The sequence below is a fragment of the Roseobacter cerffii genome (genome assembly GCF_054226325.1).
The window spans coordinates 3363638-3389707 of sequence record NZ_CM135757.1; the positions used below are offsets into that span (position 1 = coordinate 3363638).

Consider the following 26070-nt stretch of genomic DNA (forward strand, 5'->3'; position numbering starts at 1 on the left):
TCGAGTCTTCCCTGTTTTATGCCGCTTGCGGCATCTCTCGAGCTAGGACTTCAGCTTGCTTCACGACCTTTTTCACCGCCTCTGACTGCAAGTCTGGGGGGAAGCCGTGCTTACGTAGGATGCGCTTGATAACAACACGCATCTTGGTTCGCACATTTTGCTTTCGCCACCAATCGACGGACGAGGTGCTCTGCACAGCATTCACAAGCTCCTGCGCTATCACGCGCAGCTCTTCGTTGCCCATCAGCTGCACCGCACTGTCGTTCTGAGCCAGAGCATCGTAGAAGGCGACCTCTTCAGCGGAAAGCCCATCTTCAGGCTGCGACTGAAGTTCCTTGGCCATCTCGATCATTTCTTGGATCACTTGAATCGCATCGATACTTCGATTGTGGTACCGCGCCATCGCATCTTGAAGACGTTTGGAAAAAGCTTCGTTCTGGGCTTTGTTGGTTCGGGTCCGCGAACTGATCTCACCGTTCAGCAGCTTCTTCAGAGCCTCAACCGCGAGGTTCTTATGGGGACTATTTCGTAGTCCCATTAAGAAGTCCTCACTCAGCACACTGAGGTCCGGCGCGTCCACGCCCGCAGCTTCTAGAATGTCGATCACTTCGGTCGAAGCGACAGCCCGATTGAGCAACTGAGCGATTGCCAGTTCTGCCTCCTCGGCCGTCCTGGCACTACTCGACGAAGCATCCATTTTTCGTATTGCGGCTTGAACTGCGATGAAAAAGCCGACTTCGTCTTTGACCTCCCGTGCGTCCGACGTTCCAGAAGCAATCCTGAATGCTTTGACCAGGCCCGCAACCGCAGTCATGAAACGCTTTTTTGAGGCTTGGCGATCCTTGGGCTCTTGACCATCAATTTTGAGTGTCAACGCATGTTCGATAGCCACGGGAAGCACGCGAATTCTGTCCGCGGCGCTTCCTTTGACTGCCTCCATGTACGGAATGCCATGGAACATCGATCTCATGACGTCCAACTGCGTCAGCAACGCGTGGGCGGCCTCGCCTTGGTCTACGCCTGTCTGCTTCTGGTCCGCGTTTGAATAGTGCTTAAGAGCCTTCTTAAGGTCTGCCGCAAGACCAATGTAGTCCACGACAAGCCCAGAAGGTTTGGCCCCAAACACGCGATTGATGCGCGTGATGGCCTGCATAAGACCGTGCCCCTTCATTGGCTTGTCCACGTACAGGGTGTGCATACAAGGCGCATCAAACCCTGTTAGCCACATGTCTCGCACTATCACCAGCTTCAGACCGTCGGACGCATCACGGTATCGGGTTCTAAGAGTTTCCAGACGAGCTTTTGACCTAATGTGCGGCTGGAAGTCAGCAGGGTCTTGCGCAGCTCCGGTCATGACAACCTTTATTGCGCCTGCACCATCTTCGTCCGAATGCCAGTCAGGTCGCGCCTCAGCGATCCGCTTGTACACCTCTACGCAGATACGGCGTGACATGCAGACAATCATAGCTTTGCCGCCGTCCATTGCCTCTAGGCGTGCATCAAAATGCTCCAAGATATCCGCAACAACTGCGTCAAGACGCTTCTCGGAGCCAACCAGCTTTTCGATTTGCGTCCACCGGGTCGTCATGGAACCCTTGGCGTCTTCATCGAAAACGGCTCCATCCGCTTCGGCGTCTTCGATGATCTCTTCGAATTCTGCGTCGAGCAGATCGCCAGCTTCCTCGCTCATCTCGATCTTCGCAACCCGGCCTTCATAGTAGATGGGCACGGTTGCCCCATCGGCGACAGCCTGGGCGATATCATAGACATCGATATAGTCACCAAAGACCGCCTGTGTGTCCGCACCGACAAGCGAGATAGGTGTCCCGGTGAAGCCGACATGAACAGCATTTGGCAAGGCGGTCCGCATATGATGCGCAAAGCCGTATTTGGTCTCACCAGTTTCCCGGTTCAGTTTTGCATCAAAACCATACTGCGAACGGTGCGCCTCATCCGCAAAGACGATGACATTCGAGCGGTCGGTCAATAGTCCGAAATCTGTCTGCCCTTTCTCCGGTCGAAACTTTTGGATCGTGGCAAAGATCACGCCCCCTACCTTGCGATCACCTAGCTTTTTCCGAAGATCTGGAACGTCCTCTGCCTGTACAGGCATTTCACCGAACAAGGCTGAGCATCGCGAAAACGTTGCAAACAACTGATTGTCCAGATCGTTGCGGTCCGTGATGATTACCAAAGTCGGGTTTTCCAGCCTGGGGTCTCGCATCAAGCGGCCACCGAGAAAGGCCATCAGCAATGACTTGCCGGAACCCTGCGTGTGCCACATCACCCCGCCACGCCCATCGTTCCCACGGGCGCGGGCGACTGCGGCAACGCCTTTGCGCACGGCATGAAACTGATGATAACCTGCGATCTTCTTGATGGGGCCTTTACCCTCATCCTCAAAGACGGTGCAAAACCGCAGCATGTCCAGAATGACGACCGGATCGAGAAGACCTTGTATGAGTGTCTGCAAAGCCAGGGCTGAGCCATCCTCGACTAGCGTGTCACCATCGACCGTGCGCCAACGCATAAAGCGGTCATAATTTGCAGAGAGTGAACCGAAGCGCGCAGTGACCCCTTCCGAGATGACGTTGAATGCGTTTGTCCGGAACAAGTCCGGAACCTGCGACTTGTAGGTTTCGATTTGGTTGTGAGCCCCCTTGAGGCTTCCGCTTTCGGTTCCTTTCAACTCGACCACGACGAGAGGAAGGCCATTGAGGAACAGGATGACGTCGGGACGCCGTGCTGTTTGACCAACCACTTCAAATTGATTGACCGCCAACCAATCGTTCTCACGGTTTTCCCAATCGACCAAGCGCGCAATATCTGACCGTTCCGTGCCGCCCTCGAACCACGAGACAGGGACCCCGGCCACAAGCACCTCATGTATGCGCCGGTTTTCCGACATCAGATCACCGGCAAATTCAGTGTCGCGCACCTTGTTCAGCGCGGCCCGGATCGCGTCATCCGGCAGGTCTGGATTTAGCCGCCGCAGGCTTTCATTAAGCCGTCCAAGGAGCAGCACTTCGCGGAAGCTCTCCCGCGCGGGCGCTTCGTTCTCGGGCGATAGCTCAGCGCCATGCAGATAGGCAAAGCCCAAGCCCTGCAACTCTTCCAACGCCCATTGTTCGAGATCGTCTTCAGAAGCGAAGGCCATCAGTCCACCTCCTCGCCAAGCGACAGGTCAGGAATATTCAGACCATTCAGGCGTTCACCCAATACGCGTTCCAGCTTCTGGATATGCGAAGACAACCAGCTCGCCATATCTGGCCAGGCCTCGCGGTTATATCCGTCAAACTCCTCCGAATAGACGATCAAACTCTGCTTCTTGTCGTCCATCCGACGCCAGATCAATTCCGCCCCGAACTCAGCCTCAATCTGCTGTTTTTGTTCATACAACTGATCGAACAGCCACTTGTTCTCCGCAGCATTCGCCCGCTCAAAGCTCAACTGGACCCGCGCCTCTTTGCGCAAGAAAACCAGCTGAAATGGGCAAGATCGAACGCCAGAACCTGCACTCAACCAATGGCTTCTTGTGGGGCTGATACTTCCGAAAAGCCCTGCACCATCTGCCCGCAGCTGATCCAGCGCCACCTCCCAGAAGTCGAGCCGCAGCTTGTGCCTTTTCTTCTGAGTATCCTGAACCGCCTTCTCTTCGTTCTCCTTGCTCGACATCCCGATCATGAAATCAGCCGCTTCCGGCGTCGGGATGATCTGCTGGATATCCACCATCAGTTCCTCGCCAAATGAAAACGGCGTCACCTTGAAACACTGCGCGCGAATGCCCCGGCTCAGCAGCCAAAGCACCGTTGCCGTCACCTCGCGCCGGAAATTGGCGGCGATAAAGATCATCCGCTGGTCGTTGCCGGGGTTGAGGACGGTCTCCTCCAACTCCTCAACCTCCATGAACTCGCAAATCCGCACCGCCGCATTGCCGCCGCCTTCGTAGCGGTCGAGGTATTGCTGGTAGATGTCCACAATCTGCGTCTTGGTCAGGCCCGAGACATAGGCCGTGTATTTCAGCGCCTGCCATGTCACGTCCCGCCCGCTATCATCGAGCTTGTTCTCGATCACAACCAGATTGCCGTCCTTGTCGAGCGCCAGAAGGTCCAGCCGTTCGCGCGTCTCGTCAAATCCGTCGAACTCCTTTTGGATGATCAACAACTCTTCTCCGAGCGCGTCGGGTTGGTTCGCCAGCCACTCCTGCAAATGGTCCCGCTCGCGCAGGTTCAGATCGGCGAAGCGTTTCTGGATTAAGCGGGACAATCGGTTTTGGTTCAAATCAACGCGGAACATCAATCACCTCTGAAATCGGAAAAATCTAAGATCGCGACGCCAGCTAGGTCGCGCTGAAGAATATACTGCGACATGAAATCACGCTCGCGGATACGCTCGAAGACCTCGCGTCTGTCCTGCGGCATTGAACGTTCCGCTTCACCAACATCGATGCCCAAGGCGGATTTGGCATCACATTTGCCAGAACTGGTGACCAGGCGATGCCACGGCTTCATGTGCTTCTTTAGCTTGCTCAGAACATTGGACTTTTCTGCCTCAACCTTCTTGGCGCAGGCGACCGAGCAGCCCCAATAGCTTCGCCCGCGATAGGGATATTCACCGCCGCCGTGCAGCAGCTTGGAGTTGGAACCGTGGTCGTGGTTGAAGAACACATAAAGCGGGATGCAACTCCCAGCGTTGGCAATCAATTTGCCGGATTGGCCCGATGCCGGATCAAGACCGCCATAGTCCGAACCTTTGCTGGAATGGTAGAGCCGCTTGGCCTGAACGCGCAGACCCAGATCGCACCAAGGCGTGCGAACGATCCATTCCCAGTCCGCCCCGTTGATGCCTTCCTCAGTCTTGTTGAACATGGTCACGGTTAATCCGTGCTTGGCGTGATCGCGCGCCATGCGCAGCAAGAGCATTTCGGTGAGCGTTTCTTCCTGAAGGGCCAACCCCCGTTTGAAAGCATGACCTTGCTCGTTCCAAACCCAAGCAGCGCGCCCACGGAGATAGTCACGGAGAGTGATCGATGCAGCCATCACCAAACCTCGAACCGATCCATGGATCGTTTGCTTGCCGCTTCTGTTACGACCTCCCGCACGACGGTGCAGATGTCGTCGTCGCTGCGGGCGGGCATGTGGCCCTGGTCTTCGCAGACGCCGCAGCTGATCAGGACGGCTTCGGGATGGGGGAGTTCATCAACCGTACATTCGATCATTCCGTCGAGGGTTTCTTCGGATCCATAGGAGAGCATTCCAGTGTCACTGTCGTACTTTGCCTGATACCAGCACCATTCATCCCAGACGGTTTTGAGCGGCTCTGCCGTGTCTTCAAACATGCCTACGGCGGGCAGCCGTTGCAGGCGGATGATGACGCGTTTGGCCAGCGCCTCGATGCGCTCTGCCGCGAAGCGCTGGATAGGGTCGAAATAGTCCACCGCCGGGTCCGCTTCGGCCATCAGGAACGGGGCGGAGACTTCATAGGGTTTCGGTGCGCTCATAGCACCGCCTCCACTTCGGCCTCAGCGGCTTTGACGCGCAGGGTGCCCGACATGAGGCGGGGCAGCAGGGTGTCGCGGAGGGTGGCGAGGGTTTGGTTTTCCTTTGCCTTCTCATTGCAGCCATCGAGCAATGGGCCGACCATCTGGTTGAACGCCTCTATGATCATTGGCTCGCCCGGTTTCAGGAACGAGAGAGCCTTCATGGCCGATTGGTTTAGGCCAGGTTGAGCAACCCCCGTCGCAAGTTCACGCATCTGATGCATGCAATGATCGCTGGAGAGCGCAAGGAAGCCGAAATGCTGCCCCAAGTCTTCATCAACGCGGACGCGGAAGACATGCTCGTTTATACATGCTTCATCGAACGGAAAGCCCTTGGAGATGTAGGTGGCGGCAGGCCGCAGTTCACCGGGTTTGCCGCCGTCCTTGTAAATGAGAATGTCGCCGTCTGAGAGGCGGCCTTTCTTCATTGCTTCGAAGTAGTCGCGCGGGATGAATTTCGTTTTGCCGAAGTCGAAAAAGCCTACCTGTTTGATGCTCTCCGCACCGATGCTCGGCACACCATCTTCGACTTCCTTGATGCCGCCTTTCGGACGTTTGCCCGTCTCCAGCACGGTGTAGTGGCTTTCAAAGGTCTCCCACGCCCACCCCTCCGGCAGGCCGTTTTCGCCGAAGCAGTCGGGGAAGAGGGCGGCGGTTTCGGGGGGCATGTGGGCGGGGGGGCGGTTTTGGGATTTGGCGTGGACGGGGTCGAAAGTGACGAACCACGACCGATAGAGCGCCCGCGCCATCTCTTCCAGACAGGCCGAGGCCTTCCGGTTCGCCTCAATCTTGTCATCCAACGCCCCCAACACCCCCGCAATCTCGCGTTGTTCGGGGAGTGGGGGAGTTGCGATTGGAAGCTTGAGCTGGCCAGTAATACCCAGGTATGCCCTCGTCGAACCGGCCCCCGCCCATTGCTCAAGAACGTCTAAAAATGGACGACTCTGGAAGTAGTAGTATAGAAAGCGCCTATCTAGAGCTTCCTCATCCAAGACACGGTAATAGGTAACCTGTGGCGTGAGCATAACGAAGGGGGTCGTGATAGCCCCAAGAATAGCGACCCGGCCAATTGTTGCCTTGTGCGAAATCAGAACATCGCCAGTCTTTGAGAACCCTTTTCGAAGGCCGTTTGCTTGTTCTAGCGAGATAAAGCTGCAGTCTTTGGTGTTAACTCCACCGTGTTCCAAATCGGAAGCCATGACAAAAGGTATGCCGCTGGTCACATAGTCAGAGGACTTCGGATGGATGGAGCCATGATTTCCGTCCATTGGCTTGGCCAGTACTTCGTCTGCAACGAGTTCTTCCACCGTCTTGGTGGGCCAATCACTCACACCAAGCCCCCCAACCGCGCCTCGATCTCGGCCTCTAGCCGTCGGCCTTCCTTGAAATGCCCCTGCAGCTCTGTGCGCAGCCGCGCGAATTTCTCCTCAAACGGCTCGTCGTCCTCCTCCACCGCGCCCGCGCCCACATAGCGGCCCGGGGTCAGCACGTAATTGTGCTTGGCGATCTCCTCGACCTTGACGGAGGCACAGAAGCCCGGTTCGTCGGCGTAGGGCTCCTCCGTCTCCTCCCCCCGCCAGGCGTGGTAGGTGGCGGCGATCTTGGCGATCTCGGCCTCTGACAATTCCTTTTGCTTGCGTGACCCTTCGATCAGCGCGCCCATCTTGCGCGCGTCGATGAACAGCACCTCGCCCCGCCGGTCGCGCAGTTTCCCGCCCGCCGCCGTACCGTTGGATTTGTCTTTCGCCAGAAACCACAAGCAGGCGGGGATCGGCGTGCCAAAGAACAACTGCCCCGGCAGCGCCACCATGCAATCGACCGCGTCCTGTTCGACCATGGCTTTGCGAATGTCGCCCTCGCCCGATTGCATGGACGACATCGACCCGTTGGCCATGACCACCCCGCCAATGCCATCGGCGCTGAGGTGGTGGTGGATATGGGACATCCAGGCAAAGTTCGCATTGCCCGTGGGCGGCGTGCCAAAGCGCCAGCGCGTGTCCTCGCGCAGCGCCTCACCGTTCCAGTCGGAGATGTTGAAGGGCGGGTTGGCGAGGATGAAATCAAACCGTTCATCCGGGAAGGCATTGCGGGTCAGCGTCCCCTCCTGGTTCCAGCGCAGATCACCAAAGATGCCCCGGATCGCAAGGTTCATGCGGGCGAGGCGAAAGGTCGTGTGGTTACGTTCCTGCCCATAGACCGCGATGTCATCGACCCGGCCCTGATGGGCGGCGATGAATTTCTCGGACTGCACGAAAAAGCCGCCGGTTCCGCAGCACGGATCATAGACGCGGCCATGGGTCGGTTCCATCATCTCGACCATGACCGAGACGATGGATTTGGGCGTGTAGAACTCTCCGCCGCGCTTGCCCTCGGAGGAGGCAAATTCGCCGATGAAGTATTCGTAGATGCGCCCGATCAGGTCGAAGTCTGATTTGGTGCCGTGCAGTTCAAGGTTGGTAAACATTTCGATCAGGCCGGTGACGATGGCCCGGTCGAGGTTGGCGCGGCCAAAGACCTTGGGCAGCGCATCTTGCAGCGAGGGGTTCGACTTCTCGATCTCGCGCATGGCGTCATCGACCTGCACGCCAATGTCGTTTGCCTTTGCATTGGCGGCGAGCCGGTCCCAGCGGGCCTTTTCGGGCACCCAAAAGATGTTTTCGGCCTCGTATTCTTCGGGGTCTTCGAGGTCGATGTATTCATCCTTGGCGAATTCGGCCCGCTTGGCTTCGAACGCGGCAGAGACATAGCGGAGGAAGAGAAGGCCCAGAGCAACGTGTTTGTATTCGCCCGCGTCCATCGCCCCGCGCATCTTGTCAGCGGCGGCGAAGAGGGTCTTCTCAATGCGTTCTGCCATTCGAAATTCTTTCTACTCGGTACGAAATTTGGTCGTCAGTTGGACATCAGGCGGTCAAGCCTTCGGCTGGTGAAATGCAGTGTGAGGACGGAGCCGGTCAGGATTGGTAGCAGGAGGCCGGAGAGAGCGACGGCAAGCACGCCTGCGCCTGTGATCCATGTGAAGTCATGGGGTTGGTCCGCGAATGTCAGCCGTAAAAAGCCGATCAGGTAGAGCGCACTGGCTGCTAGCAGAACCGCGTAAAGCGGTTCCAGTGGTTCAACGATATTGCGGCGCGTGCGCTCTAATGAGGCCCGGCGAAGTTTCTTCCAATGGTCGCTTGGTTTTTGCATTTGCTTACTCCCTTACGAGTTCGATCCAAGTGTGAACGTCATCATCCGTTACTTCCCGCCCCTCGACATGCGACTGGTACCAACGCGCGACGATGGCCCCGCGCTTTTCACTCTTTATTCTGATGTCTTCTTCATTCAGGTGCTGATCGAGCGAGGTTTCGATCCGCTTCAGCGCCTCGAAGTCATGAGCCGCGCGGACGGCCTTGGTTCCGAGCAGAATCCATGCAGCGTCCACGTCGAACCGGTCCGCTATCGCCACGAGAGCTTCGACAGGCAACCCGCGCTGGCCCTTTTCGTAGCTGTGATAGGCACGATGGGAGACGCCAATCGCCTCTGCCATGGCTGTTTGCGTCAGACCGACTTCATTACGCGCGATTGCGAGCCGCGCGCCCATAGAAGCGAAAACTGACCTATTATCCTGCGGCATGCGAGGTTCCCATTGACGCAACCGTCATAACGAGCGAAACTGCACAAAATGACGTTATTCTTATCCTACTGCCATCTGAGCATGTCAAAAGGTGCGGAACAAGCGATTCCATTCATATCCAGCAGTGGAGGCTGAAATTGACCCAGGAACGTCTTCTCTCTCCCAAACAACTCAGCGAGATTGTCGGGCTAAGCCCCGCGCAAATTCGCGGTCTCATGAACACAGGGAAACTGGAGTTCGTGGAGATATCATCGAAGACCAAGATGCTGACGATGAGCGGCTGGGAGCGGTTTCAGAAGAACGCGACCAAGGTCAAAGGGGCCGGGGGCTCTGCAGCGAATTGATGGGGGTGTCCGGTCATGACGACGACAAATCTCAATATTAACGTGGTCGATAAGCGCATGTTCAAGCAATCCGAGGCCGCGAGCTATGCCGGATTGCCAGTCAAGCACTTCAAGGCCGCTTGCCCGGTGCGCCCGGTTGAATTGAAGCAAGGCACGCTTCTCTGGGATCGCCGTGATCTCGATCTCTGGATCGATGATGTGAAGTCTGGGTCCGTGACCGATACCCGCGAAACCATTCTGGACCGCCTTTGATGACACAGGTGCGGGTCAAAGGGTTCAAGATTTTCAAGGACCGGCACGGAAAGCAGCGATGCTATCACCGCGAGACTGGCCACAAGGTTGATCTGACGCACGCGCCCATTGGTTCTGCAGAGTTCTTCGCTGAGTGTGAGACGATCCGAGCCATCGCTGAAGCGCAACGGGCGAAGGCTCCGAAAGCCGGGACGCTTGGCGGGTTGATCCAGTCTTACTTCGAAACCGAGCACTACGAGAACCTGGCCGAAGCCACACGGCGAGACTACCGCAAGTGCGCCGACTTCCTTGAGCCGATCCGCGACACGCCAATCCATGTGATCGACACGCCGTTGATCGCAGGCATCCACGACAAAGCTGCAAAGAAGATTGGTTGGCGACGGGCGAACATGGTGCGCACGCTGCTCAGCGAGGTCTTCCGCTACAACATTCCGAAGGGCCTGATCTCCGCCAACTTCGCAAAGGATGTCATTCCCAAGCGCCGCCCACGCGACCGCGCCTACGCAAACCGCCCCTGGACCATCGAAGAACGCGATACGGTCCTCGGCAAGGCCAAGCCTCATGTCCGCGTGGCCCTTGCCTTGATGATGAACACCGGCCTCGATCCATCCGACGCTCTTCGATTGCGAAAAGATCAGGTCGATGACGGCACCATCTGGGGCGTGCGCGGCAAGACCGGTGAAGAAGTCGCGATTCCGGTCAGCCCGACGCTGCAAGCCGCCCTTGACCGCATGCCGGACCATAACGCCGAGACTGTGCTTTCCAATTCGCGCGGTGAGGCTTGGACTTACAACGGCTTCTCAACAGTTTGGCACCGCTTCAAAACCGCCCTTGAGAATGAAGGCCTTATCGAAAAAGGCCTGACCCTCAAGGGCTTGCGGCACACGGTCGCCACCACTCTACGCGAAGCAGGCCTAGACGAACGCCGCATCGCCGGCCTTCTGGGGCAGAAAACACCGTCCATGGCGCGGCACTATTCGCGGTCTGCGAACCTTGCGGACAAGAACCGCGAGACCATGGCCACACTGGAAGAAGAGAACCGAAAGCGTGCCAAAAGTGTCAAACCTTCGCAGAAAAGCGTCAAACCTGACCAAAACGAGGATCGGCCATGAGCAGAAAACATATATATATCAGCTTGTTAAGTGGTGCCCGGGGGCGGAATCGAACCACCGACACGAGGATTTTCAATTAGCCTTGTGATCCGCGCGGCTTGTCTCAAGGGCGCCCAACCTGTAATGTACGCGATTGAAAACTATGACCTTTGCGCATGGCAGATCGTCCCAGCCCATTTCACACCGAAGCATTCAAGCACACCGCACTTGCTACCCCAGCGATACCCCAATGAAGCTGGCCAGGCGAGCGCTCTCCGACAATAGCTGGCGTTGACTTCATGTTGTCATGGTTATTTGGTCTGGCACTACATAGATGGAGAAGATTGTAAGTTTCCGCCGTTTGTCGAAACACTTTGAAATCGTACAAAATAACTATTTCGAGGCACAAATGCGAACAAGATCTGGAGCGGGAGCATCGGTTTCATCTGGTGCGAATTTTCAAGCGCGCGTTGGCGCGTATTTGATTGCGAGTAGGCTCTGCACCACTCCCTCCGCAATCTTGGGCAATGAAACCTTCCAATACTTGAGCTTTGAGACAACAGAAGCTGTTGATGACATCAATGTCGTCTTCTCCGACGGGTCAACTGTTTACATACAAGCGAAGGCGACAATTTCGTACTCGATAAATGCTGGCGGTGAACTGCGCAGCGTATTGGAGCAGTTTTGCAACCAAGAAACACAAGCTGGCGCTAAACTTTTTCTCGTTACTAGTAGTCGCGCTTCAAAAAAGGTCATCAATGATCTCAGGGCAGCATTGAACGCCTTCCACACGGCTTCCAATGCGGCTTTCTTTCGGGATCAACCCAAAGCACTTAGGGAAATTATTACCCAAATAAGATCAGCAATTCGAGATATCAGCGAAGACAGCGGGAAGGTTTACTCAGAAGAAGTAGCCAGCGAACTAATACGAAAAATGTCAGTGGTAGTTCTGGACATAGAGATGTCTGACCCTTTGGAACATGCAGTTATCCTGAATTTGAACGCCAAAGGATGCATCGCAGCGGAAGCTGTATGGGGGAAGATTATCTCTGACTGTGTCGGCCACTCAAAGAACCGACGAACGCTGTCGGCAGAGAACCTTGTCGAACAATACGGAAAGTACCTCTCTTCCCCAGAAGAAACCAAAGATGAGATATTTCATAGTTTCTTTAAAATAGAGAAAAGAGGCGATGGACTTAGAGCCGGTCGTGACGTGTTTTTGTGTGATCTACCTGCGGCGCGTGGGCCGCTCCCCGAAGGCCTAGCCGTAGTTGAAACTTACAGGTTTGATGAAGATTGCAAAGAGCGTCTTCGTTTTTCTGATCAAACGGTAACATTCGGAGATGGATTTGAAGCGAAATTACTACTTCGTTCAGCTACTTACGACGGGCTTTTGCGAATGTTGGAGAAACGGCCCGACCTGATTAATGACCGTGAAGTTCATTTCTGCCCAATAAACTCTGATGAAGATTTCGAAGACGGACCCTGCGCAAAGATTCACGCAGAGCGTTTGGACCAAGCGTTTCAAAACAACCCGACCCCCCTGAAGTGCGTGATCTGTGGAAAGGCGGTTTCAACTAATAACACACAGATTGTAGAGCTCGAGCCGATGGAAGAACCAACAGTTGGAACATGCCATGACGCATGCCTTGAGCCTTCCAGCAGAGTTTTGGGAATCATCCAGAATGAGTTTTTCTCTTCTCATGACGAGTTGGTGAACTTTGACGTCGAGGCTTGGTCTCAAGCAATTGAAGGTGGGCAAATGGCTTTTCATAACGCTGACACTTTGGCGGGTGGAAACAAACCCATCATCGCTTGGGGCGGAGATACGCTTGAAGGACCTCCCGGTGACTACGTTGTGGAAGTATCTCTGGTGGGCGGTGGTCGTGAAATCGTCACAAAACGAAATGGAGTTCATAGGTTTGATCTGGACGGTGCGAAAGCATTCTGCGCTCAACTTGGTCGGATGTTTGAAGATGCCCGCACGCAGGGAGATCCGTTTTGTTACACAGATCAATCGAAAGGTTTTGGGCCTAGGTCGCAGTTGCTTGAGTTATTTGGAGCTAAGGAAGCGATCATCCCGGTTGAAAATGCCAGGCACAGAAGGTTCGACGCCAGGTTTGCGGCGAGATACTCGCGGCCCGGTCAATGGTATGCGCCTCTGTTTTACCTAAGAAGCTTAAGTACCGGTGACGTGTTTTCAGTAGAGAAGACAATCTTCTTACTTTCTGATCCTATGAATCTTGCGGCCCATCTAAAGAACTGGGAGGACATTGGGCTAGTCGCTGAGGATTACGAGCTACCGATCCTCGCTACCGATTCCGAGTTCGACGATTTTATGAAATGGTGTGCGGGAAACGACACCGCCGTCGTCGTGAACCCTTTGTTTGATCCATCTACAGGGAATCTTGTTTCTGGGTACCCAGTGCAGTCAATCGACGAGATCGCCCCGCAGTAGATTAATGCCGCCATCTTCGATCAATGTTCTGATTGCTCTGCATGGCACGTGGCCGCTTGAGAACTTTTAGATGCATCAACGACAAAACGGCTATTAACAGTAGTCATCCATGCAGTCTTCATAACTGTCCTCGGTCAGCTCGCAAAACGTCTTCAGTGCACCTTGGAGCGAGAAGTACTGATGTTCGCTTCGATGGTAGAAAAACTCGCCACGAACCGAAATCTGTGCGACTGCCCAATCTTTTATTGCGTTGGGGCCGGGGTTGTGGGTCAAAACGATCAAGGCATCTTCGACCAGAGACCGCTGAACGACCAAGCTCTGATAGATGTCGTTTCGTGCGAAGACTTTGCCAAACACAAGGTTTTCCGCGTATTGCCCCAACGCATCGTCAGCCACTTCCGAAGGGCATTCGGGAAACTCCGTTGGTATCCGCCAGCGAACTTGGATGACCGAAGGAGTGAGAGACTCGTACTCTTCTGGGTCAGGCTCGAAATCTGCACGTTCAGCGGTGCCGTATAGCCACTCACCAACTGCGCCACCGCTGGGTACCGATCCGCTTCTTGCCCATTTCTCGAAACGTGATTTTGTCTTAGCGGCCTCGTCCTTCGATACGGTTCGCATCCATGACACGTCTGGATAGGAAGCATCACTTTGGACCTTTGAAGGATCAGCTAGGAAAGCTTCGATTGAACCGTAGACCAGTTCAATGCGCCGAGCGGTGATTTCATTCAACAGGGCGTTTTCCAGCCTCGTCAGCCATCGTAAATTTTCTTGTCGATTGTTTGCACGGTTGGTATCAATGTGATCCACAACGTGCCGGTCTGTAGGCGGCTCGCCGTTAAATGCAGAGCAAACTATGCGATGAACTGGGACGCCCGCCAGATAGTGGTATCCAGTTGTCTGGTTTTGGCGTCCGAAAGTCCAAGTTTTATCCAAAGGACGGGCACGCTTGCGGTACTCGTTGAAGCGGTAAACCGCGCCGTTATCGCGAACGAGGTACCGCTCACCTCGATATTCAACTTCGATTTCGTTTTCGTAGACTTCAAGCAGGTGATCTTGATCGCCCACTGGCGAACTCGTTTGGTCCAAAGATGGCATCACACTCTCCAGTGCAAAATTGCCTCGGCCTTCCCCAGACAACTCGATCTAGTGCCGGTTGTTGTTGGCAGACATGAAACACGGCGTCAGGCGCTGCCTTATGCTCTGAAACGCAACCGAAGAATGCCGTGCATATTGTCACGAAGTCAAACAACGATTGAATTCGTCCAAAAGCACCAAGCTCACCAAACAGCCATTACAGAGCGAACCAAAACCCTGCAAGCCATCTAGAGTTGTCCCTGACGCAGCATGGCCGCCCATCTTATCATGGGCGTATGAAACGCAAACTCACCACCAAGTTCATCGAAGGCGTGAAGCCTGACCCGTCCAAGCGTCTCGAATTTCGAGACGAGTTGATGCCGGGTCTCAAGCTGCGCATCAGCACATCCGGCACCAAGACGTTCTGTTTGCACAAGCGCATCAACGGCAAAATGCGGCGACTGACCATCGGACGGTTCCCCGTCATGTCACTGGCTGAAGCGCGCGAACGGGTGCGACAGGTGCTCTACGATATCGAGACGGGCCGGTTCGAGGGCCGCACCGGCGTGGAGGTCGAAACAAAACCCACGCTCGGTGCGGTGATCCCTGACTACATGGAGAAGTACGCCAAGGTTCACAACCGCGACTGGAAGCGGAAGCAAGCGTTGCTGGCGAAGTTTACGACCCTGCACGACAAGCAGATCGACCAGATCAAGCGTGCCGATGTCGTGAAATCCTGCGACGTGATCCACAAATCTGCGCCGACGAGCGCAAACCGGGCACTAGCCCACCTCAAGCACCTCATGGGCTGGTGCGTCGAGCGCGGCATGATCGATGTCAACCCCATCGCTGGGATGAAGCCGTTGTCCAAGGAAAGGTCGCGCGAGCGTGTCCTGACTGATGAAGAGCTGGACGCGCTGTGGGCGACCTGTGGTGCAGAAGGCTATCCGTTCGGGGAATGCATGAAGCTGTTGATCCTGAGCGGCCAGAGACGCGCTGAGGTCGCCGAGATGCGATGGTCGGAAATCGACCTCGAAAAACGCCTTTGGACCCTTCCTTCGCAGCGCGCCAAGAACGGCAGACAACACACCGTCCCGATCACCGACGCGATGCTGGACGTGCTGCGCCGGGTGCCGAGGTTCCTCGGTTCGGACTACGTATTCACGACCACCGGAAAATCGCCCGTGTCGGGCTTCGGTCGCGTAAAAAAAGGCTCGACAAGGCGCTGCCCGAAGGCACGGAACCGTGGATCATTCACGACCTGCGCCGAACGATGTCTACGAACATGGCGATGATGGGCGTTCCCCAGCCCGTGACAGAGGCGTTGTTGAACCACAAGACAGGTGTGGTCTCTGGCGTGGCCGCTATCTACAATGTCTACTCATATGCGGACGAGAAGCGCGACGCGCTTGGAGCGTGGTCGCAGCACATTTCAAAATTGGTCGAATTGCAGGATGCCAAAATCACCACTACTCCATGCCAACCCGTTCATTGGTCCAAGGGAAGCCTTTGAGATCGTTGGCCGGGAGACCTTTGGGGATAAGTGGCGATCAGATTACATCGACAACTCTGAGTGCACTGAGCATCGCGAGACACTTACGATCCTACGCAATATCTTGAGATCAGGTGACGTAAGCGCTCATTGGACTACACAAGACTTCAAGCATTCCGGTGATCTGCTACCAAAGGATGCCGACCAAGAGTTTTTTCGCGTCATATTGCGTGAAGACCTTGTTTTCCATCAGGGAATGAACGAGCCGGCCCAATGTCGGATTCATGCTAAAGAGCTGCTCCGAATGCTGCGTGGTGATGAGGCCCTGCCAGCAAACCCTACCCGTCGCGCCAAGCAACAGTGCTTTGAGTGGTTGGTAGAAATGTTTTCCGATGAGGATCGGGACACACCCCCGTTTGCATCGCTTCGGCAGAAAGCAAAAGAACTATTTCCACGCTTGTCAGACCGCGCCTTTAAAGACGCACGCCAGTCAGCCATTGAACGGACTGGGCGACACGATCTTGCCAAAGCTGGGCGACGGAAAAATCAAATCAGTAAATGACCTGATTTCCTTACAATTTTTATGCCGATCTGCATCCGCTACCTTCAATTTGCTGGTTGATAAAACATCACCAGCGAAGATGACGGAATGCGCATTCCTTCACTACCACTTTGAAGGAGACCAAGATGACAGACGAAACACTTACCAAGACGCTAGCCACGCGCGACGACCTGAAGCGCATGGGCATCACTTTGAGCAACACAACGTTACTCAGGCTTGAGGCGCGCGGGCGCTTTCCACGTCGCGTGCGCATAGGCGGCACCACCGTCGCATGGCTCATGTCGGAACTAAGCGATTGGCTTGCCGAGCGTGACCAGGAGCGTGCTCGGACGCACTACGCCGAATACTGATCAGCGTCCCGCGCAATAGCATCACACCTTATGAAAGGAGTTTCCCCATGGAAACCATGCGTTCTACGCAGCCCTCGGTGCTGCTTTCCGAAACCGAGTTCAAGGCCAAATCCGAGGGGTATGGGTGGAGAAAATCGATCCACAAGGGGTGGATTCAACACTATTGCCACCAGCACCCTGAACCCGAGGGGTGGCCCGTCGAGGCGGAAATCTTCCTGCAAAAAGTAGGCGACTGTTCACCGAGTAACCGAGTTAGGGTTTGTGCCGTATCACCCCATGGCGATATCGAGGACGAGCATTTCCTGAACCCAGCCGAAGACATGGCTATGGCAGATGTGCTGTTTGATTTAGCAGCCTACTCTGACCACAACGTCATGTTTGACCCTGTGCCTTGGAAACGTGGCGTTCGTTCGCGCCGAACACGATTGGGTTTCAGGACCATTGTAGGCGAACACCCGTTCGACTATTTCCCCAGCCCAGCGATTTTTTGGGGCGTCGGCGTTTCGGCATTTCAGTTTCTCGCCCCATTGCCTTTCGCAATGGAAGTTGCGGCAATGACAGAGATGCTTGATGGCGCGGGATTGTCTCGGGCGCATCGGGTCGACGGTTCTGCAAGCGATCTACTCTACCTGCCCGGCTCGCAGATTCATCGCCCGGGCCTTCCCCCATTCACTGCTGAAGTGATGTTCGACGCCTTTTCGGAAGTCGAAGTCGATGGCGGTGATTGGCTCTGGACAAAGTACTGACGCGAGGGGGGACTTGCCCCCCTCAACTCCCCTAAAATTAACAAGGAAACACCATGCGACAGCAATTTCGCGTGTCAAAACTGATGCGCTCTCAAAAGACCCTGACGGCAGCCAAGGCACAGATAAGCGCAGGGCGGAAGGTCGTCCTAACATACGGCATTGGAAAAGACGGGCGCTGCTCGTGCAAGCGGAAAGATTGCGCATCTCCGGGCAAGCACCCCTTGTCCAAGTTTTTTCCAAACGGCGTCCACAGTGCGACCGACGACATCGATCTCGTTCAGAGAGCTTTGCGCAGACATCCAGACGCTAATCTCGCGATATCTCTCGCCGGACTGACGGTGGTCGATATTGATGGCGATGACGGTCGCGCAGCCGTGGAGCATCTTGGGTTGAGCGCATCTGTCAAGGTGTTCACCGGACGCGGCTACCACTTGTACTACCAAGGCGAATGCTCTGGTGGCGCGTTCAAAGGTGATGAGATTGACGTCCTCACCGGCGCGAACAGAATGGCGATGGTGCCGCCCAGCACCCATCCCTCGGGCAAGCAATATCGGTATTCCACTCGGTCTCCCACACAAATGGCTTCCTTGCCAAACAACCTGAGCAGACTCAGACCGAAGCAAACACAACATAGGCAAGAAGGGTCGAAAACGGGGGCGACAAATCTCGTCATCAAGAGCGGAAAGCGCAACGACTTCTTCTTTCGCACGGCCTGCTTCTTACGCCGGAGGTTCGATGACGAAGACGCGGTCGAGGCCATGCTGGAAGCTTTAAACGACGATTTCACCGAAGCCCGATTGTCGCCAAGCGAGTTGCGGTCGGTCATCCAGAGCAGCGGGAACTACGTCGAGGAAACGGCCGCATTGTTTGGCCCGCCAAAGACAACCGAACCTTTGCCGATGGAATTCCTGTACTACCCGTACATCCCGTTTTTCGGCGTGACCCTTCTCGCAGGCAATCCAGGCATGGGAAAATCGCTTTTGGTCACCAAGCTGATCGCAGCCGTGACCTCAGGCGGCCCGTGGCCGCTTTCCGATGAATCCGCTCCGAAGGGCAAGGTGCTCATGCTGTCTGCTGAGGACAACTGGCAAAGGGTGACATTGCCAAGACTGTTGGAGAGCGGCGCGGACATCAGCAAAATCCGAGTCATGACCAGATTCAAAATCCTGTCGCCGGAAAACCTCGAAGCAATGGCGCTCTACATCGAGCAGGAGAGGCCCAAGCTGGTCGTGATCGACACTCTGACCGCCTATATGGGAAGCGGGCGTGACATGAACCGGCAAAATGAAGTCGGAGAATTCTTGGGGCGTTTGACGGAAATCGCCGAGGATGCCGGGTGTGCCGTGCTGGCCATTGGTCACCTTAATAAACAATCGGCGGAGCACCCGCTGTATCGGATCGTCGGCTCCATTGGTTTCGCCGCCAGCATTCGATCTGCTCTATTCTACGGTACAGACCCAACCGACCGATCACGTTTCGCACTGGCGCATGGCAAGGCCAATGCCAGCGAGCTTGGCAAGACCATCATATTCGAGCGTTTCGGTGGCGGGCGTGACGGGACGCCGGTCTTGCACCCAGTCGAGTTCTCTGACGCGAACGAGGCCGAGGTTTGCAGGGTCGAGACAAATTCGGTCGGCCGGCCCGCGTCAGCCACCGACGCCGCGCGAGAGTTCATACTCGAATTTCTATCCGATCAGCCGGTCAGGTGGGAGAAAGTCGAAAGCGCTGCGACGAGCCGCAGTCTTGCGTCTGTCGGCACCTTGAACGCCCTTCGGGCCGAAATGGCGAAGTCCGGCGAAATCGAGCAGGTCAATAAAGGAAAAAGCGCCCGGTGGAAGCTCGGAAAAAAGCGGTCCGATGAGTGATCGTTATAATAATTCGTGTACAATAATTTTTATATCGAATGAGAGGCGGGCTTCGGCCCGTCTTTCGCATTTCCGGCAGTCGAGGACACGATTGGGCCGTTGAGCGGCTAGAGGCCAAAAATCTCAGAAGTATGCATGACCACTTGTCTGTACTGGATGCACGCGCTGTTAAAAAAACACTTCACCCCACACCCCTCGCCAGCACCTCATTGGGTGTCCGGCAGACCCGCCTAGGGCGACCCGTTGACTATGTATCAGTCTTTCGGGCGTGAGCCGGAGCCGAATTGCTGAACCTTTTCATGCGGTCCGCATTGGTGCGCGGTGTCGGTAGCGCCCGCTGGGTTCCACTCGGGTGGCAAACTGCTTGGGCGGAGGCGCTGGCGGTCATCTCTGCACCCACCCCTTGCGATGGTAGTGGCGCAGCACGATGGCGCGATTGAACAGGGGGAAGCCGATCCACAGGCCGTTGGCCGTGATCAGCGACAAGATCGCCCAGAGGAACATGCCCTTGAACAGGTAGTAGAACGGGCCGAACAACAGGCACCAAAGACGATGCCAGTTGCCCAAGATAGTTTTCGTCTGACCGTTGAAGGCCCAAGTAGCCTTGATCGTCATCACCGATCTCCTTGCTGGCTGGTTTCGATGCCAGCGCAATAAGATCGGGGACCTTCACCCGTCAGGGTAATTCCCGCGCGGCCTATGGAGACCACACGGGTAGCCGTGCCGATGCGCCACGTCCGTGCGGATGTCGGGATTGCCGCCGTGAGCGCGCCACACAGCACGCCAGCCGGGATTGCGGCGGAATCACCATGCCTAAGGCACGCCCCGGCGCTCCTGGCTCAATACAACGCCGCCGCGCGCGCGTTTAGCTCTCGATGCTTGGTGTTAGTTGCAGGTCATTCCGAGTTGCACACTGGCAGGCCGCCATGCGCCTCGACGTGCTCCCAGATCAGCCGTCGCTCGGCATAGGCAATGTAGGGATGCAGGATTTCCGGCTTGGGGTCGATGCCGTCAGGCAAGTGCACCGAAACGAACAGGTCGTTCGTGTCGCCATCGAACACGCCGTGAAAGGTGACGCCCCCGGCATGGCCTTTCCGCCCGGTGGTCGCAGACCTGTGGAATGTCCGTATCCTGTGGCGTATCCCCTTCGCACCCCAGGTCCGACCGATGTAGACGGTGTTGCCGGGTTCGCCGCGTGCGATCAAATACACGCCCGCGCTGTCAGGTAGGCTTGCTCGGTCGATCCACGCGACATGATTGGAAAGCGCCAGTTCCACCAAACCCCGAACTGCGAGCGCCCTCGCGTTTGACTGGTGATCGGGGTGTTGGAAATCCGCGATAGCACGGACCCTGTGCCTTTAGCCGGGGCCTGTTGTATAACACAGGCACCCCGACCATAGGGTCAAGGTTTCAGCCTATTGCTCGGCCTAGCTATCGAGGGGTTTCCACGCCCCAACATGGCCGCGTCTGCCATGTCGAGATCAGTCATAGCAGTAGAACGAGAAAAGCCAAAGGTGTCTTGGGGTTATCCCTGACACGCTTCCGGCCTTCGTCTTATCGATCTGCATCAGCAACTTAGGAGATCGACATGACCGATATCGTGACGCTCAAGGCCATCTGCGACGAACTCAAGATCGACCCGCGCGAGGCCCGCGAACGCCTGCGTGCCGCCGCCGGTGACGCCAAGGCGAACCCCGAACTTGCGAAAGTGAGAAAGCCACGCACACCGTGGCAATGGGCGAAGGGATCTGCCGCCGAGAAAGAAGCTCGCAGAGCTTTGACGTCGAAATAGCTTAGCTAGATAGGTCTATTGTGAAGGGGCAACATTTGCCCCTTCATTATTAGCCAAAGGTCGCTAGGCAACAGCTCGACAATGCGGCAGATACTTGAGAAATAACGCCTACCGATATCGTTGGCTCACATGAAGAGGCGAACAGGATAAGGCCGCGCCTCCAGTTTGGGCATTCGTTTGACTATCTGAGCAAGGGTATCAGCATACTCAAGAGTCACTGGCATCTGAGTGTACGGTCCGTCATTGTTCCAGTTCATTTTCGTTAACGCGAGAGTCTCGCGGCATAGGTCGAAAAAGTCGCCTCGTCCAGAAAACCGAGTAATCAACAGGGGCTGAGGGATGCCTTTACCCTCTTTGTAATATCCCGGCGGTGAACCTATCGACGCGACCAAACCTTGTGTCCACATAAGCGCTTCGTTTTCGCCAACAGGGAGCACCTGCCCACGCAATGATGGGTATTTATTCGCACTCTTAGGCTGATCAAAGATCACCCCTTGCCATCCATGCCGCCTCTGAACTTGAAGCAGTTCGACGTCTCGCACGCTGCTTAATGCCGAAAGGCAGCCTTTGACTTCGTCTCGGCGAAACTCCGTACTCTTATGGACGACGACGCGATCCGGCACAGACCCAGCGTGGCGCCTTTGATAGATTGATAAACTCCTAGAAATGACCCGAAGCATCTGGTCTTCACGCATGTAGGGATTTCGCCGTTCGATACGAATATCATCGGCTTCGTACGCTACGAATTCCAATCCTGCGCCGTCGGAGTCAAAAACCTGTGCACAGCAAATTGCAAAGCGCTCGGTTGGTCCCGCGTTAGGCCTCAAGGCATAGTCAATTCCAATGTATGCGGTGTTGGGAACAGTGTCTGCCAACGCCCAAGGGATACCACCAGCTTTAGTATAGATCGCGATTGAAAGACGCCACATCACACTGCATCGGCAGAAGTAGTCCAACGCACGCTGTGATTGACCACCCCGCACGATTTGGAGCGAAATCCCAGCCGACGCTGCATAAGCCTTTAAGTAGTCATGCAGATCAAAATCATCGTGATCATTGCCGCTAAAGGCGTTCGACCATTTTTCATCCAAGCCGAGTATGACCACGTCAAATGAATGCCGGTGAGCCACCAAGCTTGATAGCGCCGATGTCAGGACATCGGCCAACTCTCGATGTGGAGCATCTGACTCGGATACTTGATCATCGATTTCCTTCGGTAACGTAATCCATGTAGACCTATCTGCCGGCGCAATAGAAGCGCCAAAAACCCGAGTGAAACCTGGATAAGGAATGAGAAATTGCCTTCTTTCCTTCGGTTCGTGCCGCCCCTGCAACTCTGTTGCCAAGTGCCTTAGCCGACCAATCATTGCCTCTTGGCCGATAAATGCGATTTTGATCGGGTTCGGAACCCCCGCTAGTCTAAGCTGGCTAAATGGCCCGTGATCGAGCAACCCGCGAAGAGGATGCACATCAACAGCATTTGAGTCTTGCCGACCAAACTTCAATCTTGGTTCGCCAAGTTGCTTGTGGCGCGGTAGGTGAAATGGTTTCGTTGCTCCGGTCATGCGGAAACCCCGCTAAATCCGGTAACCGGCACGAGTTCGAACCGCGCTCCGATCCCGGTGCCCCCCTCGATACCAACGCTAATTGGCTCCGCACCATGTCCAAGAATTACATGCACCCAAGCGTCTAGAATGTCATTGAACTGTTTGTTGTAGCGTTTTACCCGCCGTTCTCGAACAAAGTCCCGGGCGATTTGGACGTCATCTGAATTCGTTGAGTCGTCGGTATCTATCAAAACCTGTGGATTGATAAGTAACCACAACCCGTCGAGCTTGAAATCTAACCTGACTTCACACGCTTCCGCCCAAACGATGTTTCCTTTTGCAAGGGTGCCACCAAGCCCGCCAGTTGCCTTTTGAAGCTTCTCACGAGCAAAATTGAAGTTTCCCATATCGCTCCTGAAGAAAGTTCGGGCACCGCGGCGATGTGTGTCGAGCCCACAGTGGTTTGCAAGTGCCCGAAACAGAGCGTCCCTGATGAGAGTGCGTTCACCAGACTCGAATCGCAGACGATCATCGAGAATGCCGTGTGTATCGAGTTTGCGAATGTTGTTGCCTGAAAAAACTCGTTTAATTTCCCCATCGTCACCGAAGGCAATTACGCCCTTCTTTATTCGAGATGCCATTAACGTCGAGCGCATCTCTTTGATCTTTTCTCGAACTTCTTTCCCTCCTCCGACTTCGCATTCAATGAGCCTTGCGGTTCGCGGATATTCGACAATAGGGATTGCATTTGTTCTAACAAATGGAACAGCTGTTGACCTGTCACTGATATCAATGGGACGTGGCCGGATTTTCTTTTTGTCGTCTAAGTCTATCGAAAGACCTTCTGTTTGAGGGAGGTAGCGTAAGACATCCGAAAGCAGTTCATCGAAACTCCCAGAGCGCACAAAACTAGCATCAATCCCCATAGATTGAGCGGCTCTTATGAATTCTATCACACCGGAATACGGGGAATCTTGTTGTCTAGTGACCCAGAAAATGCCATTGGGAAACCCAGCTCCATCATTGAGAGCTTCAGTAAGAACTGACATGACTGACTCGTCACGGCCGCTGTAGCCGCAAATGATCAATCCTTGGTTACGACAAGTATCGAGAAGCACACGACGCATTGCGGCATCTTGAGATGCCAATTCTTCGGTGGTGTTCTTCAAAGCTACGGAATGGAAGTCTCCGTGGATTTTTCCGTATAGAGGCCACTGCTGCTCAGCGAATGCCCGAGCCATTTTGTCCGGCTCTCCCAGATCGCTACTGGTTAGAATGGAGCTTGTTTCCATGACTTGAGCAACCGCGTCTTCAACCAATCGGTCAAAGTTTGTTGTCCAAATGATGCGAGCAAGATCTCGCCTCAACAAATGCGCCAATGCCAGATGGCCGTAGCTCGGCTTTGCACCTCTCATGGCGGCGTCAATGTAGCTCCGGCGATCCTTAGGGTCCGGGTATGTCTCCTCAAAAAAATGAGCATATTCCTCTTCAGAACCATAAACGGGGTAGCCTCTTGCATCATCGAAATGCTGTTGCAGTGCTTGTCGAACTCTTTCATCTCCCAAATCGGAAACGGCCGAAGCGCTGACATTCTTTGCAGACCTGAAAATCCGTGCCTTGAAGTCCCAGATCATGTCTCCTGCGGTCTTGATCCCTGACGCTCTTGAGGCACCGGCACCAAGCAACCACATCAGACCAGAAGCTCGCTGTTCAAATTTCCGCAAGAAAACTGGGAAGTCTAATACAAGCTCATCCATTCAGTTTCTCATCTTCACTTCGTTACGATGCTTGATGCTTCGCGAGCTCATTCATCCAGTAGGTGTAGCTAGCTTGCAAAGCTGTTGGAATACTCGTTCCCGCCAGTAACCCAACCAGTTCGGCGAACCGCTGATGGCAAGCTGGGTAGAATTTTATTTTGTTCCCAACGAGAGTTTTGCTGCCAGGAATGGAAAGCATCATTTCTAATGCTTTGGGCGAGAAATCTTTGATCATGCTTTCGTAGTGAGGGCTTGCCGCCCAGGAAACTCCATATTGGTTTCCAACTGCACATGAAACCACTGTTTCAACAAACTTCCAGCGAACCGTTTCAGGAACAACAGATGCTCCAACAATTTCGTGCAGGCGAGCTGCGAATGGTGGTTCGTTGTAGAAGTTGTTCATTCCCTGATGGGCGGCGTTTAGTCGGTCGCACGCGGTCGAAACTATCGAATGACGCTCGGCTTCCGAGAGTAGCCCAAGCATATTGAACTTTGTGAAAAAATCTCGGGATGCACTTGCCTTGGCTTGCTCACCTTTTCCAACATATCGTTGATGTTGGTCAATTATTGCAGACGGAATTCCATCCAGTTCGACTGATGGTAAAAACAACGTTGCACAGTTGGTGCGCGCGCTCTGGCCAAGCGCTTCATCGCAGTACATTCCATGCAGTGCAGTAGCGATCAATTCACGTTGTGCCGCGTGTGTACCCTTGATTGCAGCAGTCCAATACGCCTCCTGATCCCCATTGAACTGTCCTGCCTTGATTGCAGCAATCAGTTCGTTGAAATTCACACCTGCAGGAACATTGACGTCGCTCAAGGCAGCGCGAGCACAACGACTTATGAAATTGACTACTTCATCTTCATCCAGCGCGCCAACAGCGGGATGGGCTGCTGAAAAACTATTCCGAATTGCCCTGCATTGATCGAGCTTAAAATAGCCCTCCTCTGTGATAAGGTTTAACTCCAGGCACAACTTGAGCAGTTCATGATCCATCATCTCCAGGAGCTTGCTTTCATCGAGAGTTTTCGATGTAAGCTGGGCGACAATTGGTAAGCCGAAGCGGATGACCTTTTGGCGCAACTCTACGATTGTGGAATTCCAAACATAGTTGATTGCGCTATCGAACAATCCTACCGAGACGGCGACGCACAGTCGGATCATTCTTTCATCACGCAACTCTGCCGGTATTTTGCTCAACAGTCTGGGTAAGTTCTCCCAAGTGTGATCTATTTGGGCCTTTGCCGGAAGGACCTCGCGTGGCACGCCCAGCGAGTTCGTGATCTGCGTCAACAAATCGTCGGTTCCTTCAGTGATTGCTGGTAGGCTTTCGACTTTCTGAGGCACCAAATCTGACATATTTGCTCACTCTCGTTGGCGCATGCGCAATATCTTGTGACCAAAGGTTATCAGTGAATGGCTCATGCGATAAGAGCGAAAGGCGTTGCTTGATGATAATCTGATCGACAGCACGCCAGCGTATCGTTCTACACGGTGAAGAGGCTCGTCGCGGAATCCTGGTTCTCTGCGAAGCAGCCTTGGGGTTTCATCTAGCATTCTGAGTGCGTCGGGAACCCGCGAACG

24 protein-coding genes are annotated in these 26070 nt (G+C 54.8%); 10 read left to right on the forward strand and 14 right to left on the reverse strand.

Translation table 11 applies throughout. From position 1 onward, the window contains the following. Window positions 1–16: 16 nt before the first annotated feature. The 8 genes from ACVC7O_RS16285 to ACVC7O_RS16320 are packed head-to-tail and all read right to left on the reverse strand — an operon-like array spanning window position 17 to window position 9152. Complete coding sequence (locus ACVC7O_RS16285; RefSeq protein WP_458323166.1) at window positions 17–3157, reverse strand: type I restriction endonuclease subunit R; 3141 nt, start codon at window positions 3155–3157, stop codon at window positions 17–19. Continuing rightward, window positions 3157–4266, reverse strand: a complete 1110-nt coding sequence (locus ACVC7O_RS16290) for a DUF4268 domain-containing protein (RefSeq protein WP_458323167.1) — start codon at window positions 4264–4266, stop codon at window positions 3157–3159. Before ACVC7O_RS16290 ends, ACVC7O_RS16285 begins: the two co-directional genes overlap by 1 nt. A 29-nt stretch (window positions 4267–4295) precedes the next feature. Then, complete coding sequence (locus ACVC7O_RS16295; protein ID WP_458323168.1) at window positions 4296–5039, reverse strand: DUF6615 family protein; 744 nt, start codon at window positions 5037–5039, stop codon at window positions 4296–4298. After that, on the reverse strand, window positions 5039–5500 hold the full coding sequence (locus tag ACVC7O_RS16300) for a hypothetical protein (protein WP_458323169.1): 462 nt from the start codon (window positions 5498–5500) through the stop codon (window positions 5039–5041). The genes ACVC7O_RS16295 and ACVC7O_RS16300 overlap by 1 nt, the downstream gene beginning before the upstream one ends. Beyond that, window positions 5497–6870, reverse strand: a complete 1374-nt coding sequence (locus ACVC7O_RS16305) for a restriction endonuclease subunit S (RefSeq protein ID WP_458323170.1) — start codon at window positions 6868–6870, stop codon at window positions 5497–5499. Before ACVC7O_RS16305 ends, ACVC7O_RS16300 begins: the two co-directional genes overlap by 4 nt. After that, window positions 6867–8393: an N-6 DNA methylase gene (locus ACVC7O_RS16310; protein ID WP_458323171.1), complete on the reverse strand. Its 1527-nt coding sequence runs from the start codon at window positions 8391–8393 to the stop codon at window positions 6867–6869. The genes ACVC7O_RS16305 and ACVC7O_RS16310 overlap by 4 nt, the downstream gene beginning before the upstream one ends. 35 nt (window positions 8394–8428) lie before the next feature. Beyond that, window positions 8429–8725, reverse strand: coding sequence for a hypothetical protein (locus ACVC7O_RS16315; protein ID WP_458323172.1), 297 nt, complete (start codon window positions 8723–8725; stop codon window positions 8429–8431). A 4-nt stretch (window positions 8726–8729) separates the two neighbouring features. After that, window positions 8730–9152 carry a helix-turn-helix domain-containing protein gene (locus ACVC7O_RS16320; RefSeq protein WP_458323173.1) on the reverse strand — a complete coding sequence of 141 codons (423 nt, stop codon included), beginning with the start codon at window positions 9150–9152 and terminating at the stop codon, window positions 8730–8732. Window positions 9153–9289: 137 nt separating this feature from the next. On the opposite strand from ACVC7O_RS16320, the gene ACVC7O_RS16325 reads away from it, so the two are divergent. The 4 genes from ACVC7O_RS16325 (at window position 9290) to ACVC7O_RS16340 (ending at window position 13297) form a co-directional block, all read left to right on the forward strand. Then, window positions 9290–9496 carry a hypothetical protein gene (locus tag ACVC7O_RS16325; RefSeq protein WP_458323174.1) on the forward strand — a complete coding sequence of 69 codons (207 nt, stop codon included), beginning with the start codon at window positions 9290–9292 and terminating at the stop codon, window positions 9494–9496. 15 nt (window positions 9497–9511) lie between these two features. Continuing rightward, the gene (locus ACVC7O_RS16330; protein WP_458323175.1) at window positions 9512–9748 is read left to right on the forward strand and encodes a hypothetical protein; all 237 of its coding nucleotides are present in this window, start codon (window positions 9512–9514) and stop codon (window positions 9746–9748) included. Continuing rightward, the gene (locus ACVC7O_RS16335; protein WP_458323176.1) at window positions 9748–10860 is read left to right on the forward strand and encodes a tyrosine-type recombinase/integrase; all 1113 of its coding nucleotides are present in this window, start codon (window positions 9748–9750) and stop codon (window positions 10858–10860) included. Before ACVC7O_RS16330 ends, ACVC7O_RS16335 begins: the two co-directional genes overlap by 1 nt. A 313-nt stretch (window positions 10861–11173) precedes the next feature. Continuing rightward, the gene (locus tag ACVC7O_RS16340) at window positions 11174–13297 is read left to right on the forward strand and encodes a hypothetical protein (RefSeq protein WP_458323177.1); all 2124 of its coding nucleotides are present in this window, start codon (window positions 11174–11176) and stop codon (window positions 13295–13297) included. A gap of 93 nt (window positions 13298–13390) precedes the next feature. Here ACVC7O_RS16340 and ACVC7O_RS16345 read toward each other — a convergent pair whose 3' ends face one another. Further along, on the reverse strand, window positions 13391–14365 hold the full coding sequence (locus ACVC7O_RS16345) for an HNH endonuclease signature motif containing protein (RefSeq protein WP_458323178.1): 975 nt from the start codon (window positions 14363–14365) through the stop codon (window positions 13391–13393). Between the two features lie 305 nt (window positions 14366–14670). Between ACVC7O_RS16345 and ACVC7O_RS16350 the strand changes: the two genes are divergently transcribed. The 5 genes from ACVC7O_RS16350 to ACVC7O_RS16370 all read left to right on the forward strand — a co-directional run bounded on the left by ACVC7O_RS16350 (window position 14671) and on the right by ACVC7O_RS16370 (window position 19389). Beyond that, entirely contained in the window at window positions 14671–15669 is a 999-nt protein-coding gene (locus ACVC7O_RS16350; RefSeq protein ID WP_458323179.1) for a tyrosine-type recombinase/integrase, read from the forward strand. Between the two features lie 159 nt (window positions 15670–15828). Next, a complete protein-coding gene (locus tag ACVC7O_RS16355; RefSeq protein WP_458323180.1) occupies window positions 15829–16428 on the forward strand; it encodes a hypothetical protein in 600 nt (199 codons plus the stop codon). A gap of 125 nt (window positions 16429–16553) precedes the next feature. Further along, complete coding sequence (locus ACVC7O_RS16360) at window positions 16554–16778, forward strand: helix-turn-helix transcriptional regulator (RefSeq protein ID WP_458323181.1); 225 nt, start codon at window positions 16554–16556, stop codon at window positions 16776–16778. A gap of 47 nt (window positions 16779–16825) precedes the next feature. Continuing rightward, window positions 16826–17524: a hypothetical protein gene (locus tag ACVC7O_RS16365; protein ID WP_458323182.1), complete on the forward strand. Its 699-nt coding sequence runs from the start codon at window positions 16826–16828 to the stop codon at window positions 17522–17524. Between the two features lie 53 nt (window positions 17525–17577). After that, window positions 17578–19389 carry an AAA family ATPase gene (locus ACVC7O_RS16370; protein WP_458323183.1) on the forward strand — a complete coding sequence of 604 codons (1812 nt, stop codon included), beginning with the start codon at window positions 17578–17580 and terminating at the stop codon, window positions 19387–19389. Window positions 19390–19773: 384 nt separating this feature from the next. On the opposite strand, the gene ACVC7O_RS16375 is transcribed toward ACVC7O_RS16370, so the two are convergent. Together ACVC7O_RS16375 and ACVC7O_RS16380 are read right to left on the reverse strand one after the other, a co-directional pair. Further along, complete coding sequence (locus tag ACVC7O_RS16375; RefSeq protein ID WP_458323184.1) at window positions 19774–20004, reverse strand: hypothetical protein; 231 nt, start codon at window positions 20002–20004, stop codon at window positions 19774–19776. A 281-nt stretch (window positions 20005–20285) separates the two neighbouring features. Next, entirely contained in the window at window positions 20286–20666 is a 381-nt protein-coding gene (locus ACVC7O_RS16380; protein ID WP_458323185.1) for a hypothetical protein, read from the reverse strand. 311 nt (window positions 20667–20977) lie between these two features. Here ACVC7O_RS16380 and ACVC7O_RS16385 point away from each other — a divergent pair, with 311 nt between their 5' ends. Continuing rightward, on the forward strand, window positions 20978–21181 hold the full coding sequence (locus tag ACVC7O_RS16385; RefSeq protein ID WP_458323186.1) for a hypothetical protein: 204 nt from the start codon (window positions 20978–20980) through the stop codon (window positions 21179–21181). A 125-nt stretch (window positions 21182–21306) separates the two neighbouring features. On the opposite strand, the gene ACVC7O_RS16390 is transcribed toward ACVC7O_RS16385, so the two are convergent. The 3 genes from ACVC7O_RS16390 to ACVC7O_RS16400 are packed head-to-tail and all read right to left on the reverse strand — an operon-like array spanning window position 21307 to window position 25845. After that, window positions 21307–22746: an argonaute/piwi family protein gene (locus tag ACVC7O_RS16390; RefSeq protein ID WP_458323187.1), complete on the reverse strand. Its 1440-nt coding sequence runs from the start codon at window positions 22744–22746 to the stop codon at window positions 21307–21309. Continuing rightward, window positions 22743–24485 carry an SIR2 family protein gene (locus ACVC7O_RS16395; RefSeq protein ID WP_458323188.1) on the reverse strand — a complete coding sequence of 581 codons (1743 nt, stop codon included), beginning with the start codon at window positions 24483–24485 and terminating at the stop codon, window positions 22743–22745. The genes ACVC7O_RS16390 and ACVC7O_RS16395 overlap by 4 nt, the downstream gene beginning before the upstream one ends. Window positions 24486–24507: 22 nt before the next feature. Next, complete coding sequence (locus ACVC7O_RS16400; protein WP_458323189.1) at window positions 24508–25845, reverse strand: hypothetical protein; 1338 nt, start codon at window positions 25843–25845, stop codon at window positions 24508–24510. Window positions 25846–26070 lie beyond the last annotated feature (225 nt).

Coding starts and splice junctions, on each gene's coding strand:
- ACVC7O_RS16285 (WP_458323166.1), bottom strand. CDS start 3,157: ATGGCCTTCGCTTCTGAAGACGATCTCGAACAATGGGCGTTGGAAGAG.
- ACVC7O_RS16295 (WP_458323168.1), bottom strand. CDS start 5,039: ATGGCTGCATCGATCACTCTCCGTGACTATCTCCGTGGGCGCGCTGCT.
- ACVC7O_RS16300 (WP_458323169.1), bottom strand. CDS start 5,500: ATGAGCGCACCGAAACCCTATGAAGTCTCCGCCCCGTTCCTGATGGCC.
- ACVC7O_RS16310 (WP_458323171.1), bottom strand. CDS start 8,393: ATGGCAGAACGCATTGAGAAGACCCTCTTCGCCGCCGCTGACAAGATG.
- ACVC7O_RS16315 (WP_458323172.1), bottom strand. CDS start 8,725: ATGCAAAAACCAAGCGACCATTGGAAGAAACTTCGCCGGGCCTCATTA.
- ACVC7O_RS16320 (WP_458323173.1), bottom strand. CDS start 9,152: ATGCCGCAGGATAATAGGTCAGTTTTCGCTTCTATGGGCGCGCGGCTC.
- ACVC7O_RS16330 (WP_458323175.1), top strand. CDS start 9,512: ATGACGACGACAAATCTCAATATTAACGTGGTCGATAAGCGCATGTTC.
- ACVC7O_RS16335 (WP_458323176.1), top strand. CDS start 9,748: ATGACACAGGTGCGGGTCAAAGGGTTCAAGATTTTCAAGGACCGGCAC.
- ACVC7O_RS16340 (WP_458323177.1), top strand. CDS start 11,174: ATGGAGAAGATTGTAAGTTTCCGCCGTTTGTCGAAACACTTTGAAATC.
- ACVC7O_RS16350 (WP_458323179.1), top strand. CDS start 14,671: ATGAAACGCAAACTCACCACCAAGTTCATCGAAGGCGTGAAGCCTGAC.
- ACVC7O_RS16355 (WP_458323180.1), top strand. CDS start 15,829: ATGCCAAAATCACCACTACTCCATGCCAACCCGTTCATTGGTCCAAGG.
- ACVC7O_RS16360 (WP_458323181.1), top strand. CDS start 16,554: ATGACAGACGAAACACTTACCAAGACGCTAGCCACGCGCGACGACCTG.
- ACVC7O_RS16365 (WP_458323182.1), top strand. CDS start 16,826: ATGGAAACCATGCGTTCTACGCAGCCCTCGGTGCTGCTTTCCGAAACC.
- ACVC7O_RS16370 (WP_458323183.1), top strand. CDS start 17,578: ATGCGACAGCAATTTCGCGTGTCAAAACTGATGCGCTCTCAAAAGACC.
- ACVC7O_RS16375 (WP_458323184.1), bottom strand. CDS start 20,004: ATGACGATCAAGGCTACTTGGGCCTTCAACGGTCAGACGAAAACTATC.
- ACVC7O_RS16385 (WP_458323186.1), top strand. CDS start 20,978: ATGACCGATATCGTGACGCTCAAGGCCATCTGCGACGAACTCAAGATC.
- ACVC7O_RS16390 (WP_458323187.1), bottom strand. CDS start 22,746: ATGACCGGAGCAACGAAACCATTTCACCTACCGCGCCACAAGCAACTT.
- ACVC7O_RS16395 (WP_458323188.1), bottom strand. CDS start 24,485: ATGGATGAGCTTGTATTAGACTTCCCAGTTTTCTTGCGGAAATTTGAA.
- ACVC7O_RS16400 (WP_458323189.1), bottom strand. CDS start 25,845: ATGTCAGATTTGGTGCCTCAGAAAGTCGAAAGCCTACCAGCAATCACT.